Below are 13,963 nucleotides of genomic sequence, written 5' to 3' on the forward strand. Positions count from 1 at the left end.
TCGTGTGCTCGTACCATCAGCATGGCCCGAGCGAGCAGCCGCGGGTGACGGCCGAAAGTCACTGCCCGGCGGGTTCTTCGGCCCGGGTTTGCGATGGCTGACGGACCACCAGCACCGGACACTGCGCCAGATGCAGCAGCGCTGTGCTCACCGAGCCCAGCATCATCCCGGCGAAACCACCCCGCCCATGGCTGCCCACGACGACCAGTTGAGCCTTGTCGGCCTGTTCGAGCAGCGCGCGCACCGGCGTGTCGAGGGCCACGACGCGATGCACCGTGACATCCGGATAGCGCTTGGCGTAATCGGCGAGCGCCCCTTTCAACAGCACATCCTGGCTCTCGCGAATGGATTCCCAGCCCATGACGGGCAGGTCGAAGCCACTGGTGTCGGTCCACGCGTGCACCGCGATCAGGTCGACTTTCCGTCGGGACGCCTCGTCGAAGGCGAGATCGATGGCGGGCACGCTGTTCAGCGACCCGTCCACGCCGACCACGACCGGTTTCGATGACGCCGCCGGGTCCGTCTCGGACATGCCGTGGACCACCGCGACCGGGCAGTGCGCGTGCCGGGTCAACGCGGTGCTCACCGAGCCCAGCACCGCGCGCCGGATCGCACCGAGCCCCCGATTGCCGACCACCAGCAACTGGGCCCGGCGCGAGCGCTCGATCAGCGCCCCGGTGATCATGTCGAAGATGAGTTCGGTCCTGATGTGCAGACTCTTGCCCGGTACGGCATGAGCGGCCAGACTCGCGGCGTCGGCCAGCACCTGTTGCCCTTGCAGCCTCAGGTCGCGCATGTCCTCAGGGTCCAGTTCGGTCGCTCCCGGCACGATCGGGTTGGCGTACGACGTGACGATGTGCAGCGCGCAGCCCCGCGTATCGGCCTCGACAGCGGCCCACGCCACTGCCTGATACGAAATCTCGGATCCATCCACGCCGACGACAATTCCCAGATCATCGTGATCGGTGTGCGCGAAACTCCTTGCGGGGGCGGTGTTCTCTTCCATGGCATCTCCTGATTTCGGCGATGCTTCGAGCATCCCGCGCCAGGCCCGAGCGGCCACAGAGAACAACGTCATCCCCCGGCGGGCCATCCTCCCCCACCGGTGCGGGGCCCGTTGCGGAATCTCCCGAGCTGTCCCGCGAGGAATTGGCTGTCCGGCGCGTCGCCGGAAATCGCGTCCGGGGTCCGGCGAATTGCGCCGGGAACCGCCCGACCTGACACACCTGCGGTACCCCGCCGAGTCAGGCGGTCACCTGGCCGAACAGCGCGCTCGTGCGCACAATCGTCACCGCCGCCCGGATCGCTGCGGAGGAGCTGCGCCGAAACCTGACATCAGATCCCCGCCACGCCCAATCCGGCACCGCCGCAAGACTTCCCGCCTAGCTCTCGACGTACCGGGCCAAGCCGTGCACGATCGACCGGGTCGCGCCGGACAGCGCCGGGCGGGCGAATCTCGTTCCGGGAGCGAGCCAATCGGCGGTCGATACCGCGAAGGACCACACGACCGCGGTTCCCACCGCACTCGGCGCCAGCGTGATGTCCTCGGCGAAGTGGGTGAAACCCGGTCTCGACATCGAATCGACGGTGAAGGTCATCCGCCGCCCCTCCTCCCACCGGTAGAACCGCTCCTCGAGACGCACCAGCCCCGGTCCGAGCGTGACGCTCCGACAGCTGCCCACCCCGGACGGGGGCGTATGCCATTCGACCTTCCGAATGAGCGGGGTCCACGCCACCAGCGCGTCCTGCGCGGTCAGCGCCGCCCAGACGATCGCGGGCTCGGCCCGCACGTCGATACTGTGCTGGAAGCGGGTCTCGGCGACCCGGAAGGTCGAATCGTCGGACTCCTGCAGCCGATATCGATACCTCATAGCGCCTTCCTGGCATCTGGTCCGTGGCCGGCCTCGATTCGCCGTTGACCGTGCATCACCTCGTCGACCAAGTCCGCCCATTCCGTGGCGAGCACACTCAGCGCATGCCACGCGGCGTGGACATGCTCGGGATCGGTGTCGGTTCGCAAGGCCGCGATGGCCTTCCGCTGCGTCTGCGCCAGCCGATCAGCCGCATTCCCGAGCGACTCACCACACCTCGACGCATGCGGGGCGTGACACGCGACCCACTCGTCGATGCCGACGATCAAAACCCTTCGCGCACTGGCGAGATCCACGATTCCGGGTTCCCGCTCATGGGCTGCGTGCAGTTCGGCCAACCGCCGCGCGCAGCGAGTCACCGGGTGGGCGTGCGGGTCGTCGGCGACATGGCCGCAGAGCGCCGCGAACAGCTCATGCCAGTCGGGAAGCACCACCCGCGTAGCGAGGCCGTCGGCCGGGGATCGGGCGGACCGATCGTTTCCAGCACTCATCACTCACACCCCTTGCTCAGGCCCCCGGCCACTGTTCAAATCCCTGTGCACCACTCCCCGCGAGCATCTCGACGCGTGGCATCCCGACAGTAAATTACATAGCAACAAACATAATTGCAATGTTGCAGATTGCCCCCGAAGATCGCTCGAGCGCGCCCCCAGCTGATCGAACTGATCACCATCGAGCTCGAAGACCCCGCATCGTCGCGGACCCATCGGACGCGATATGACGGCCCTCGGACATCGTCGCCCTCGTCATGGCCGCCACCGCCCTGGCGCCGACCGACCAGGTAGCCCGACAGCCGGTCGCGCGGCAGGCGCGGAACCGCTGTCACACGCGGGCCTTTCGCAGTCCCCAGCCCTTCTCAGGACCCTCCGCCAGGCCTGCGAGGAGGCCGTACCGCGCGCGGAAATTGTACCGAACATAGGTCTGTAGTATCATCCGGACATATGTCCGAACTCGCGTCTACCGGGATTGAGGCGACTCGACGTCGCTTGACCGAAAAACAGGCCGACACCGTCGATCGCCTGACCGTCGCCGCGGTCGACGTGCTGTCCCGCGAGGGCTACTCCGGCACCACGATACGGCTGGTCGCCGCGGCCGCGGGCGTCGGCACCGCCACCGCGTACACCTACTTTTCGTCCAAGGAGCATTTGATCTCCGAGGTGTTCTGGCGACGCTTGGTCGCCAACCCTCCGGTGCAGATCGAGGACGCCGATCCGGCCACCCGGGTGGCGGCGGTCCTGCGTCAGGTCTCGATGCTCGTCGCCGACGAACCGGCCCTGGCGGGCGCGGTCAGCAACGCGCTGCTCGGCGACGATCCGGACGTCAAGCATCTGCGAGTCCGGATCGGCATGGAGATCCGGCATCGGCTCACCGAGGCGCTGGGATCGAAGGACCCCGAACGGCTCGCCATGCTCGAGTTGCTGTACTCCGGCGCGATGCTGCAGGGCGGGATGGGACTGCTGTCCTATGCCGAAGTCGCGGACCTACTCGAGGCGTGCGTGCGCCGGGTGCTCGCCGACCCTTCCGCCACAGGCTAGTCCGCGGTCACGCGCCTCGACGCTCCCGCGCGGGCCAATTATCAACCGGTGCAAATGATTCGGCCGATCGGGGACGTCGGCGGTCAGCCGTGCGTCTCGAGAAATCGCACACCGGTCATGTCCTCGGCGAGTTGCCACAGCCGCCGCCCCGCCTCGACATCGCGGGCCCGCCGCGATACCTCGACCAGCACCGGCGGACCGACCAGCTCGCCGCGCCCGGCCGGTCCGTAGAAGTCGCCGCCGCGCGTGCTCGAATCCAGCGCGGCGCGCAGTATCGGCCGGGCCCCGTCGGCCGGACTCTGGGTGAACCAGCCGGTCAGCCACGACAGTCTGGGGTTGTACACCAGCTGAATCAACCGGTTCTGCTGCCGGAGGATGTGAGTCCGCACCCCGCCGGGATGCGCCGCCACCGACAGCGTCCGCTCCCCCGTCGCCGCGAGGCGTCGCTGTAGCTCGACCATGAAGGTCATCGACGCCATCTTCGATCGTGCGTACGCGGTCGCCGGATCGAATCGTCGCAGACCGTTCGGATCCTCGAAATCCAAGGTGGCCGTGCGCCGCCGGTGGGTAATGCTGCTGACGGTGACGACCCGCCCGGATGGCGATGCCCTGACCCGATCGAGGAGATGACCCGTCAGTGCGAAATGGCCGAGGAAGTTCGTCCCGAAGTCGGACTCGAAACCGTCCGCGGTGCGCGTGGGCGCGGCGGCCATCACACCGGCGTTGTTGATCAGCAGATCGATGACCGGCCAGTTCTCCCGAAGCCTTCGAGAGCAGGCCGCGATGGAGTCCAGGCTGCCCATATCCACCTGTACCGCATACACATTCGCCTTGGGCGCCGACCCGAGAATGTCGGCTCTCGCGGCATCAGCGCGGCCCTGATCACGACAGGCGAGCACGACGGTGGCGTCCGCGGTGGCCAACTGCCGGGCGATCTCGAGCCCGATGCCGGTATTGGCGCCGGTCACCACGGCGACGCGGCCGGCTTGACTCCCCGCCTCGGACACCGTCCATGGCCGTGTTCGTTCTGACATCGAATCTCCCAGTCTCACTTCCGCTTTCCCGCTGACCCGCGTGAACGGTAGCACGCGAACTGGAACGTGTTCTAGACATGAGTCCGGACTATCGCCCGCATGCCCGCGGCGCAACCGAGTCTTGTCGCACGCCGAGTACCGTAGTACTGTCCGGACACATGTCCATCATGTGTCTGGACAGATTTTCCGGGAAGGATTTCGAATGACACTCGTCAAGCCGCAGCGCGTGTCCGGGGGCCAGGACGAACACGGGCATCTGGAAGAGTTCCGCACCGATCCGATCGCGTTGATGCGCCGGGTTCGCGCCGAGTGCGGCGATGTGGGCACCTTCGAGCTCGCGGGACGCGATGTGATCCTGCTGTCCGGACCGGAGGCCAACGAGTTCTTCTTTCGCGCCAGCGACGAGGACCTCGACCAGGGGGCGGCCTACCCGTTCATGAAGCCGATCTTCGGCGAGGGCGTGGTCTTCGACGCTCCTCCCGAACGCCGTAAAGAGATGCTGCACAATCAGGCGCTGCGCGCGGACCACATGCGCGGCCACGCCGCGACCATCGCGCGCGAGGTGGACCGGATGCTCGGCCGCTGGGAGGACGAGGGCGAGATCGATCTGCTCGACTTCTTCGCGGAGCTGACCATCTACACCTCCTCGGCCTGCCTGATCGGGGTGAAGTTCCGCAATCAGCTCGATTCCCGCTTCGCGCACCTGTATCACGAGCTCGAGCAGGGCACCGACGCGCTCGCCTACGTCGATCCCTACGCGCCGATCGAAAGCTTCCGCCGCCGCGACGAAGCCCGCGCCAAGCTGGTCGAATTGGTGCAGGCGATCATGGATCAGCGCGAGGCGAATCCGCCCACCGGCAAGGACGACCGGGACATGCTGGACGTGCTGATCTCGGTGAAGGACGAGAACGGCGTCTCTCGGTTCTCCGCCAGTGAGATCACCGGCATCTTCATCTCGATGATGTTCGCCGGCCACCACACCACCTCCGGCACCGCGGCCTGGACGATCATCGAATTGCTGCGCCACCCGCAGACATTGGCCGCGGTCGTCGCCGAGCTGGACGAGCTGTACGCCGACGGGTCGGAGGTCGGTCACAACGCGCTGCGGCAGATCCCCAATCTGGAGGCGACGCTCAAGGAGACGCTGCGCCTGCATCCACCGCTGATCATTCTGATGCGTATCGCGCAGGGCGAATTCGAGGTGTGCGGTCGCCGGATCGCGCCGGGTGACATGGTCGCGGCCACGCCCGCGATCTCGAACCGCATTGCGGAGGACTTCCCCGAGCCGGACAGCTTCGATCCGGGCCGCTATATCGATCCGCGGCAGGAGGACATCGTCAATCGCTGGACCTGGATTCCCTTCGGTGCGGGCCGCCACCGCTGCGTCGGCGCGCCGTTCGCGCTCATGCAGCTCAAGGCGATCTTCTCGATTCTGTTGCGGGACTGGGAATTCGAGCTGGCGCAGCCGTCGGATTCCTATCACAACGACCACTCCAAGATGGTGGTGCAGCTGCAGCAGCCGTGCCGCGTCCGTTACCGCCGCCGGCGGCGGTAGTTCCCAGACATCCACTGTCCACAACGATGTCGGACTTTCAGGAGGAAGCTGTGCCAGCGCCGTCCATTCCCGCGGGATTCGACTTCACCGATCCCGCGCTATGGGAGACCAGAAACCCGGTCCAGGAATTCGCCGAGCTTCGCCGGACCGCGCCGGTCTGGTGGAACGCCCAGACCGACGACAAGTCCGGCGGATTCCGCGACGGCGGCTACTGGGTCGTCACCAAACATGAAGACATCAAGGAGATCTCGCGCAAGCCCGAGCTGTTCTCCTCGCAGCAGAAAGGCGCCGTCATCCGGCTGCCCGGTCAGATCACCCTCGAACAGATCGAGGTGACCGGCGCGCTGCTGGTGAACATGGACCCGCCCAAACACACCAAGCTCCGGCGCATCATCTCCAAGGGCTTCACCCCGCGTGCGGTGGAAGGGCTGCGGGCCGCGCTGGCCGAGCGGGCGAAGGCCATCGTCGACGCCGCCAAGGCGCAGGGTGGCGGAGACTTCGTCGAGCAGGTGGCATGCGAGCTGCCCTTGCAGGCGATCGCCGAGCTGCTCGGTGTCCCGCAGGACGACCGCCGCAAGCTGTTCGACTGGTCCAATCAGATGCTCAACTACGACGACCCGGAATACGGTGACGCCACCACCACCGACGCCTCCACGAACGCGTCGATGGAAATCCTGGGTTATGCCTGGAACATGGCCGAGCACCGCCGCGCCGACCCGCTCGACGATATCGTCAGCCAGCTGGTGCACGCCGGTGTCGACCAGGAGGCGCTCGGCTCGGACGAATTCGGCTTCTTCGTCATTCTGTTGGCGGTGGCGGGCAATGAGACCACCCGCAACGCGATTACGCACGGCATGAAGGCGTTCATCGATCACCCGGATCAGTGGGAGTTGTACAAGCGACAGCGCCCCCGCACCGCGCCCGACGAGATCGTGCGCTGGGCGACTCCGGTGACCGCGTTCCAGCGCACCGCGACCGAGGACACCGAGCTCGGCGGACAGCTGATCCGCAAGGGTCAGCGGGTCGGATTGTTCTACAGTTCGGCCAATTTCGACGAGGACGCCTTCGAGGAGCCGTTCACCTTCGACATTTCGCGTGACCCCAATCCGCATCTCGCGTTCGGCGGCACCGGCGCGCACTACTGTGTCGGCGCGAATCTCGCCCGGTTGGAGATCGATCTGATGTTCAACGCCATCGCCGACGCGATGCCGGACCTGGCCCAGTTGGGCGAACCGGAGCGGTTGCGCAACGGCTGGATCAACGGCATCAAGCGCTGGCCCGTCCGGTACGGGTCATGAGCGAAGCCGACTACGTCGTCATCGGGGCGGGCAGCGCGGGCGCCGTCATCGCGAGTCGTCTGGCGGAGTCCGGGGCGAGCGTGGTGCTGTTGGAAGCCGGACGCAGCGACGATACGCGACTGGTTACCAGTCCCGGGCTGATCACCATGGTCCACACGATCCCGCGGTTGAAGCAGCGGGTCTGCTGGAAGCAGTATTCGGTACCGCAGAAGAATGCCAATGACCGCACGATTCCGATGACCCGCGGCAAGGTGCTGGGCGGGTCCAGTTCGGTCAACGGCATGCTGTTCGTGCGCGGCAATCGCGCCAATTTCGACTCCTGGGCTGCCGAGGGCAACGCGGGCTGGAGCTACGAGGAGGTCCTGCCCGCCTACAAGCGTCTGGAGAACTGGCAGGACGGCGCCGATGACTATCGCGGCGCCGGCGGCCCCGTCGAGGTCACCCGCCAGCAGAACCTGACCCCGATCACCCAGGAATTCATGGTCGCCGCGGCCGAGACGCTCGGCGCGCCGATCATCGACGACTACAACGGACCGTCGCAGGAAGGCATCTCGATCTTCCAGCAGAGTGTCCGCAACGGCCTGCGCTACAGCTCTTCTCGCGCGTATCTCACCGATCGGCCGAACCCGGGCCTGCGGGTGCTGACGCGGGTGCAGGTGACCCGCGTCGTCATCGAGAACGGCCGGGCCACCGGTGTCGAGATCGCGGAAGCCGGGGGCGCTCGCCGCGTGGTCCGCGCGGGCAAGGAGGTCATCGTCTCCGGCGGCGTCGTGGGCTCGCCGCAAATCCTGATGCTATCGGGGATCGGCCCCGCCGCGCACCTGCGCGAACTCGGTCTCCCCGTGCACGCGGACCTGCCGGTCGGCCAGAACCTGCACGATCACATGTTCGTGCCGATGACGTTCGTGTCGAAAAAGGCCGTGCACCGCGGCATTCCGACCTACTTCGCCCGTGCCCTCGCCCGCGAACTGCGCCGGCCGGGCAGCTCCTGGATGGGCCGCACCGTGTTCGAAGCCGTCGGGTTCGTGAAGACCGGCTTCGCCGAGGGCGACTATCCGGACCTTCAGATCCACAGCCTGCCCTGGAGTTATCCGGTACCCAATCAGGACGAGGACAAGATGTACCTCGTGGAGCGGCGGCCCGCGCTGACCGTGCTGCCGAGCCTGATCTATCCGAGGAGTCGCGGCGAACTGCGGCTGGCCTCGGCGGATCCGTTCGCCCCGCCGCTCATCGATCCGGGCTACCTGACCGAGCCGCGCGACGTCGATTTCCTGATCGCAGGCGTCGAGACGGTACGGGAGATCATGGCGCACAGGATGATCGCCCCCGACATCATCGAAGAGTACGCACCGGGACCGGATTTCGCGGACGAGAGCGCGTTGCGCCGCGAACTCCCGAACCGGGTGCACTCCATCTATCACCCGGTCGGCACCTGCCGCATGGGTGTCGACGAGCGAGCGGTCGTGGATCCCACGCTCCGGGTGCGCGGGATCGAGGGTCTGCGCGTGGCCGACGCCTCGATCATGCCGAGCATCACCGGCGGCAATACGAACGCGCCGGCGCTCATGATCGGCGAGAAGTGCGCCGAACTGCTGACCGCGTCGAGCTCGTAGCGGCTCGCGCGTGAATCGACGTCGGCGCTCCACCGAAACCGCTTGGCAGATAGGCAGAATCATGACCGAAGCCGACTACGGTGACGTAGCCGCGCGTGACTTCCGGAACATGTCCGGGGGGCGAGGTGACCCGATGCGTATAGCGCTGCTGTCCTACCGCAGCAAGACCCATTGCGGTGGGCAAGGGGTCTATGTCCGGTATTTGAGTCAGGGGCTGGCGGAGCTCGGCCACGAGGTCGAGGTGTTCTCCGGCCAGCCCTATCCGGAGAACCTCGATTCGCGGGTACGGCTCACCGAGGTGCCGAGCCTGGATCTGTACCGCGACGAGGACCCCTTCCGCATTCCGCACCCCCGCGAGATCCGCGACAGGATCGATCTGCTCGAGGTCGCCACCATGTGGACGGCCGGATTCCCCGAGCCGCGCACGTTCAGTCTGCGCGCGGCCACACTGTTGCGTTCGCGCGCAGGCGATTTCGATGTCGTGCACGACAATCAGTGTCTCGGCTACGGCCTGCTCGATATCGCCCGGCGGCTGCCCGTGGTCGCCACGATCCACCACCCGATCACCCGCGACCGCGCGGTGGACCTGGCCGCCGCACCGTGGCGGCGCAAGCCGTTCGTGCACCGTTGGTACGGATTCCTCGGCATGCAGCAGACGGTGGCGCGGCGGATTCCGGACCTGATCACGGTGTCGTCGTCGTCGGCCGCCGATATCGTCGCGGACTTCCGGGTGTCGCCCGACCAGTTGCACACCGTGCCGCTCGGCGTGAACACCGAGCTGTTCCGGCCACGGGAGACGCCGCGAACCCGCGGGCGGATCGTCGCGGTCGCCAGCGCCGACAAACCGCTCAAAGGCATCGCGTATCTGCTGAAAGCCGTTGCCCGGCTGCGGCTCACCCACGATGTCGAACTGCGGCTGGTCGCCAAGCTCGAGCCGAACGGGCCCACCGAGAAGCTCATCGCCGAGCTCGGGCTCGCCGATATCGTCACCGCCGTCAGCGGATTGAGCGACGAGCAACTGGCCGAGCTGCTCGCCTCCGCGGAAGTCGCCTGCATTCCCTCGATGTACGAGGGGTTTTCCCTCCCTGCGGTGGAGGCGATGGCCAGCGGGACACCCTTGGTCGCCAGCCGCGCCGGAGCGCTGCCCGAAGTCGTCGGCGACAGTGCGGTCCTCGTGGAGCCCGGCGACGTGGAGGACCTCACCGTGGTGCTCGGCGACCTGCTCCACGATAGGCAGCGCCTGCGCCGCATGAGCATCGCGGGACGTACTCGCGCGCTGGACACTTTCAGCTGGCACGCGGTCGGCGCTCGCACCGCCGAGGTCTACCAGCGGGCGATCCACCGCCACGGCCGCCCCTCCCCGCCGCGGGCAAAGGCCCGGCTGTGAATCATCCCTTCCCTACCGGCACGCAGGAGGCCACATGCTGACCGTCGACTTCGACCGTCTGAACGTCGGGCCCGCGGCCCGCGTCATCGATGTGGGTTGCGGCGCGGGCCGGCATTCGTTCGAGGCGTACCGTCGCGGGGCCGACATCGTGGCCTTCGATCGGAATGCCGCGGACCTGGCCGACGTGGAGGTCATGTTCCACGCCATGGCCGAGGCCGGCGAGGCGCCCGAGTACGCCAAGGCGGAGACCGTGTGCGGCGACGCTCTCGAGTTGCCTTACGGTGACGGCGAATTCGATGTCGTGATCGCCTCGGAGATCCTCGAGCACATCCCTCTCGACGAGCAGGCCATCGCCGAACTGGTGCGCGTGCTGAAGCCGGGCGGCGCGCTGGCCGTCACGGTTCCCCGCTGGCTGCCCGAACGCATCTGCTGGGCGCTGTCGGACGAGTACCACGCCAATGAAGGCGGCCACGTCCGTATCTACCGCGCCGACGAGCTGCTCGACAAGATCACCGCCCGGGGCGTCCGCTACACGCATCAGGAGTTCGCGCATGCGCTGCACTCCCCCTTCTGGTGGCTCAAATGCGCGGTCGGCGTCTCGGACGAGCGGCACCCTCTGGTCCAGGCCTATCACCGAATGCTGGTGTGGGACATGTTCTCCGCGCCGGCTCTGACGCGCGTGAGCGAACGCCTGCTGAACCCGCTCATCGGGAAGTCCGTCGCGCTGTACTTCACGAAACCGGGCGGCGGCCGGTGAGCGCCGCCGACCTGCCGGTCATCCCGGGAGTCCTGACCCGCGGGGATATCGCGCGCACCGCTGAATCCATCGCGGCCGCACAGGAACCCGATGGCGCCATACCCTGGTTCGCGGGCGGTCATATCGATCCGTGGGACCATGTCGAGTCGGCCATGGCGCTGACGGTGGCGGGCCGGTGGGACGTGGCGCGCGACGCGTATATCTGGTCGGCCAAGAATCAGCGTGACGACGGCTCCTGGCCCATGCAGTTCCGACAGGGCGTCATCGAGAACCACGACGCCGACACCAACTTCTGCGCCTATCTGGCGACCGGCATCCTGCACTTCCTCAGCATCACCGGCGATTCCGAATTCACCGCCGAGCTGTGGCCCGCGGTGCGCGCCGGCATCGACTTCGTCCTCACCCTCCAGCTCGGTGATCACGGCGAGATCCATTGGTCCGCCGATGATTCCGGCAGTTCCGGCGAGGCGCTGCTGACCGGCTGCTCGAGCATCTTCCACAGCCTCGGCTGCGCGATCACGCTCGCCGAGCGCCTCGGCGATCCCCGGCCCGAATGGCGCCGGGCTCGCCGGCGGCTCGGTCACGCCCTGCGCGACCATCCCGGCGCCTTCCTCGACAAGAGCCGCTACTCGATGGACTGGTACTACCCGATTCTCGGCGGCGCGGTGCGGGGGACGGCCGCCCGGGCGCGCATCGATCGCTACTGGGACCAATTCGTCGTGCCCGACCTGGGCATTCGCTGTGTCTCCGACGCACCGTGGGTCACCGGCGCCGAAACCTGTGAACTGGTCCTGGCTCTCGACGCCATCGGCGACACCTCGACGGCGACCACGCTGTTCACCGACATCCAGCATCTGCGAGAACCGGACGGATCCTATTGGACCGGACTGGTTTTCACCGATGGCAAACGCTGGCCCGAGGAACGGACCACGTGGACCGCCGGCGCCGTCATACTCGCGGCCGATGCCCTCACCCGAACCAGTAAGGGGAACGGGATCTTCCGTGATGTCCGCCGCGACTGAGGGATGTCCCGTCAGCCTTGTGAGGGGGCGGTCAGGGCGAAAGGGCCGACCGGTAGCGGTCGGCCCTTCGTCAGCCGCGAACGTGCTCGCGCCGCAATATCCGAAGCGACCCGGTCACGGAGAGCATGCGGAACATGCCGGACTCCAGAGCGCGCCGGTAGATGTGGTACGGGGCTTGCCCACCGTCTGCCGGGTCGGGAAACACGTCGTGGATGGCCAGGATCCCGCCCTCCGCCACCCGGTGCGCCCAGCAGTCGTAATCGCGCTGCGCCGCTTCCTCGGTGTGGCCACCGTCGATGAACAGCAGGCGCAGCGGGGCGCCCCAGATGCGCGCGACCGCCGCGGAGGAGCCGATGACGCCGATCACGATGTCGGTCAGCCCGGCCCGAACGATACTGCGGCGGAAGGAGGTCACGGTGTCGAAGACACCGGTCTCGGTATCCACCAACGAGGTGTCGTGGTACTCCCAGCCGGGCTGATGCTCCTCGGAACCACGATGATGGTCGACGGTGAAGACCGTGGCGCCCGTCTCCCGCGCGGCCGCGCCGAGATAGATCGCGGATTTGCCGCAGTAGGTACCGATTTCGAGGATTACGCCGTCACCGGCGAAGGTGCGCGCGGCCTCGTAGAGAGCCAGGCCCTCGTGCGGCGGCATGAAACCAGGCACCTGTTCGGCGAGGGTGAACAATGCCTCGACGCCGCGTTCCTCGACTGGCTCCGCGTCCACCGTCACAGCACGACCACCGATCGCAGCACCAGGCCGGATCTCATGGTGCCGAACGCCTTCTCGACCTGGTCGAGGGCAATGCGTTCGGAGACGAACAGATCCAGTGGCAGCCGGTCCTGCCGGTAGAGTTCGAGCAGGGTGGGGAAATCCCGCTCCGGCAGGCAATCCCCGTACCATGACGACTTCAGTGCCCCGCCGTGGGAGAAGAAGTCCAGCAGCGGCATATCGATGCGCATGTCCGGCGTCGGCACGCCGACCAGCACGACGGTACCCGCCAGATCACGCGCGTAGAACGCCTGCCGCCAGGTCTGCGGCCGCCCGACCGCGTCGATGACCACGTCGGCTCCGAAACCCGCTGTGTACTCGCGAATTCGCTCTACCGCATCCTCGGCCGCCGCGTCCAGCACGATCTCCCCCATCAGGACTCCTTGTGCGGCACGGCCGTCACCAGGCCGCCGTCCACGACGAACTCCGAACCCGTCGCATACGAGGATTCGTCGCTGGCCAGGAAGAGCACGAAGGTGGCGACCTCCGCCGGCTGTGCGGGACGACCCAGCGGGATGGTGACCAGATCGTCGGGAATCCCCGCCGTCATCGGCGTGCGAATCAGGCCGGGGTGCAACGAGTTCACGCGAATGTTGTGCGGCGCGAGCTCGAGTGCGGCCGACTTGGCCAGGCCGCGCACACCCCACTTCGAGGCCACGTACCCGTGCGCCCAGGGAGCTCCCCGCAGACCCTCGATCGAGGAGACATTGATGATCGAGCCACCGCCCGCGGCGATCATCGGCTCCACGACGGCCCGCATCCCCAGGAAGGTGCCGGTCAGATTGACATCGATGATGTGGCGCCACTTGCCGAGATCGAACCTCTGCAGCGGGCCGCCATTGACGATCCCGGCATTGTTCACGAGTACGTCCAGCTTCCCGAACTCGTTCACCGCCGCGGCGACCGCGGTTTCCCAGTGCACCGGCTCGGTCACGTCGAGATGCACGTAACGGGCTGCGTCACCGAGTGATTCGGCAAGCGCCTTGCCGTCGTCGTCGAGGATGTCGCCGATCACGACCCGCGCCCCCTCGGCCACCAGTAATTCGGCGTGGGCGGCGCCCATCCCGCGTGAACCGCCGCTGATGAGTGCAACTTTGCCGTCTACACGTCCCATGGCGG

The 13,963-nt window shown here is 67.1% G+C and carries 13 protein-coding genes and 1 pseudogene; 7 read left to right on the top strand and 7 right to left on the bottom strand.

Annotated elements, in window-relative coordinates; translation table 11 throughout:
* Positions 1-58: 58 nt before the first annotated feature.
* The 3 genes from GLP40_RS16370 to GLP40_RS16380 form a co-directional block, all read right to left on the bottom strand.
* The gene (locus GLP40_RS16370) at positions 59-1,006 is read right to left on the bottom strand and encodes a universal stress protein (RefSeq protein ID WP_154788788.1); all 948 of its coding nucleotides are present in this window, start codon (positions 1,004-1,006) and stop codon (positions 59-61) included.
* 376 nt (positions 1,007-1,382) lie between these two features.
* Positions 1,383-1,871, bottom strand: a complete 489-nt coding sequence (locus GLP40_RS16375) for an SRPBCC family protein (protein WP_154788789.1) — start codon at positions 1,869-1,871, stop codon at positions 1,383-1,385.
* Complete coding sequence (locus tag GLP40_RS16380; protein ID WP_154788790.1) at positions 1,868-2,362, bottom strand: hypothetical protein; 495 nt, start codon at positions 2,360-2,362, stop codon at positions 1,868-1,870. Before GLP40_RS16380 ends, GLP40_RS16375 begins: the two co-directional genes overlap by 4 nt.
* 450 nt (positions 2,363-2,812) lie before the next feature.
* On the opposite strand from GLP40_RS16380, the gene GLP40_RS16385 reads away from it, so the two are divergent.
* A complete protein-coding gene (locus GLP40_RS16385) occupies positions 2,813-3,406 on the top strand; it encodes a TetR/AcrR family transcriptional regulator (protein WP_154788791.1) in 594 nt (197 codons plus the stop codon).
* 83 nt (positions 3,407-3,489) lie between these two features.
* On the opposite strand, the gene GLP40_RS16390 is transcribed toward GLP40_RS16385, so the two are convergent.
* Complete coding sequence (locus GLP40_RS16390; RefSeq protein ID WP_154788792.1) at positions 3,490-4,440, bottom strand: oxidoreductase; 951 nt, start codon at positions 4,438-4,440, stop codon at positions 3,490-3,492.
* 202 nt (positions 4,441-4,642) lie between these two features.
* Here GLP40_RS16390 and GLP40_RS16395 point away from each other — a divergent pair, with 202 nt between their 5' ends.
* The 6 genes from GLP40_RS16395 to GLP40_RS16420 all read left to right on the top strand — a co-directional run bounded on the left by GLP40_RS16395 (position 4,643) and on the right by GLP40_RS16420 (position 12,072).
* A complete protein-coding gene (locus tag GLP40_RS16395; protein ID WP_154788793.1) occupies positions 4,643-5,995 on the top strand; it encodes a cytochrome P450 in 1,353 nt (450 codons plus the stop codon).
* A 50-nt stretch (positions 5,996-6,045) separates the two neighbouring features.
* Positions 6,046-7,293 carry a cytochrome P450 gene (locus GLP40_RS16400; protein WP_328290241.1) on the top strand — a complete coding sequence of 416 codons (1,248 nt, stop codon included), beginning with the start codon at positions 6,046-6,048 and terminating at the stop codon, positions 7,291-7,293.
* Positions 7,290-8,906, top strand: a complete 1,617-nt coding sequence (locus tag GLP40_RS16405; RefSeq protein WP_154788795.1) for a GMC family oxidoreductase — start codon at positions 7,290-7,292, stop codon at positions 8,904-8,906. Before GLP40_RS16400 ends, GLP40_RS16405 begins: the two co-directional genes overlap by 4 nt.
* 133 nt (positions 8,907-9,039) lie before the next feature.
* Positions 9,040-10,293: a glycosyltransferase family 4 protein gene (locus GLP40_RS16410; RefSeq protein ID WP_154788796.1), complete on the top strand. Its 1,254-nt coding sequence runs from the start codon at positions 9,040-9,042 to the stop codon at positions 10,291-10,293.
* Between the two features lie 34 nt (positions 10,294-10,327).
* Positions 10,328-11,050, top strand: coding sequence for a class I SAM-dependent methyltransferase (locus GLP40_RS16415; protein WP_154788797.1), 723 nt, complete (start codon positions 10,328-10,330; stop codon positions 11,048-11,050).
* Positions 11,047-12,072: a prenyltransferase/squalene oxidase repeat-containing protein gene (locus tag GLP40_RS16420; protein WP_328290242.1), complete on the top strand. Its 1,026-nt coding sequence runs from the start codon at positions 11,047-11,049 to the stop codon at positions 12,070-12,072. The genes GLP40_RS16415 and GLP40_RS16420 overlap by 4 nt, the downstream gene beginning before the upstream one ends.
* Before the next feature lie 70 nt (positions 12,073-12,142).
* On the opposite strand, the gene GLP40_RS16425 is transcribed toward GLP40_RS16420, so the two are convergent.
* The 3 genes and pseudogenes from GLP40_RS16425 to GLP40_RS16435 all read right to left on the bottom strand — a co-directional run bounded on the left by GLP40_RS16425 (position 12,143) and on the right by GLP40_RS16435 (position 13,958).
* Entirely contained in the window at positions 12,143-12,727 is a 585-nt protein-coding gene (locus tag GLP40_RS16425) for a class I SAM-dependent methyltransferase (RefSeq protein WP_154789027.1), read from the bottom strand.
* A gap of 74 nt (positions 12,728-12,801) precedes the next feature.
* Positions 12,802-13,203, bottom strand: a pseudogene (locus tag GLP40_RS16430) (zinc-binding dehydrogenase); the annotation flags it as partial.
* Positions 13,204-13,217: 14 nt separating this feature from the next.
* Complete coding sequence (locus tag GLP40_RS16435; protein WP_154788798.1) at positions 13,218-13,958, bottom strand: glucose 1-dehydrogenase; 741 nt, start codon at positions 13,956-13,958, stop codon at positions 13,218-13,220.
* Positions 13,959-13,963: the final 5 nt, after the last annotated feature.

The sequence above is a fragment of the Nocardia aurantiaca genome, assembly GCF_009708175.1.
Taxonomy (GTDB): domain Bacteria; phylum Actinomycetota; class Actinomycetes; order Mycobacteriales; family Mycobacteriaceae; genus Nocardia; species Nocardia aurantiaca.

What these genes read in the sequence shown, in the direction of transcription:
- GLP40_RS16385 (WP_154788791.1), top strand. Translation starts at nt 2,813, where the DNA reads ATGTCCGAACTCGCGTCTACCGGGATTGAGGCGACTCGACGTCGCTTG.
- GLP40_RS16410 (WP_154788796.1), top strand. Translation starts at nt 9,040, where the DNA reads ATGCGTATAGCGCTGCTGTCCTACCGCAGCAAGACCCATTGCGGTGGG.
- GLP40_RS16380 (WP_154788790.1), bottom strand. Translation starts at nt 2,362, where the DNA reads ATGAGTGCTGGAAACGATCGGTCCGCCCGATCCCCGGCCGACGGCCTC.
- GLP40_RS16405 (WP_154788795.1), top strand. Translation starts at nt 7,290, where the DNA reads ATGAGCGAAGCCGACTACGTCGTCATCGGGGCGGGCAGCGCGGGCGCC.
- GLP40_RS16390 (WP_154788792.1), bottom strand. Translation starts at nt 4,440, where the DNA reads ATGTCAGAACGAACACGGCCATGGACGGTGTCCGAGGCGGGGAGTCAA.
- GLP40_RS16415 (WP_154788797.1), top strand. Translation starts at nt 10,328, where the DNA reads ATGCTGACCGTCGACTTCGACCGTCTGAACGTCGGGCCCGCGGCCCGC.
- GLP40_RS16375 (WP_154788789.1), bottom strand. Translation starts at nt 1,871, where the DNA reads ATGAGGTATCGATATCGGCTGCAGGAGTCCGACGATTCGACCTTCCGG.
- GLP40_RS16425 (WP_154789027.1), bottom strand. Translation starts at nt 12,727, where the DNA reads ATGCCGCCGCACGAGGGCCTGGCTCTCTACGAGGCCGCGCGCACCTTC.
- GLP40_RS16435 (WP_154788798.1), bottom strand. Translation starts at nt 13,958, where the DNA reads ATGGGACGTGTAGACGGCAAAGTTGCACTCATCAGCGGCGGTTCACGC.
- GLP40_RS16395 (WP_154788793.1), top strand. Translation starts at nt 4,643, where the DNA reads ATGACACTCGTCAAGCCGCAGCGCGTGTCCGGGGGCCAGGACGAACAC.
- GLP40_RS16370 (WP_154788788.1), bottom strand. Translation starts at nt 1,006, where the DNA reads ATGGAAGAGAACACCGCCCCCGCAAGGAGTTTCGCGCACACCGATCAC.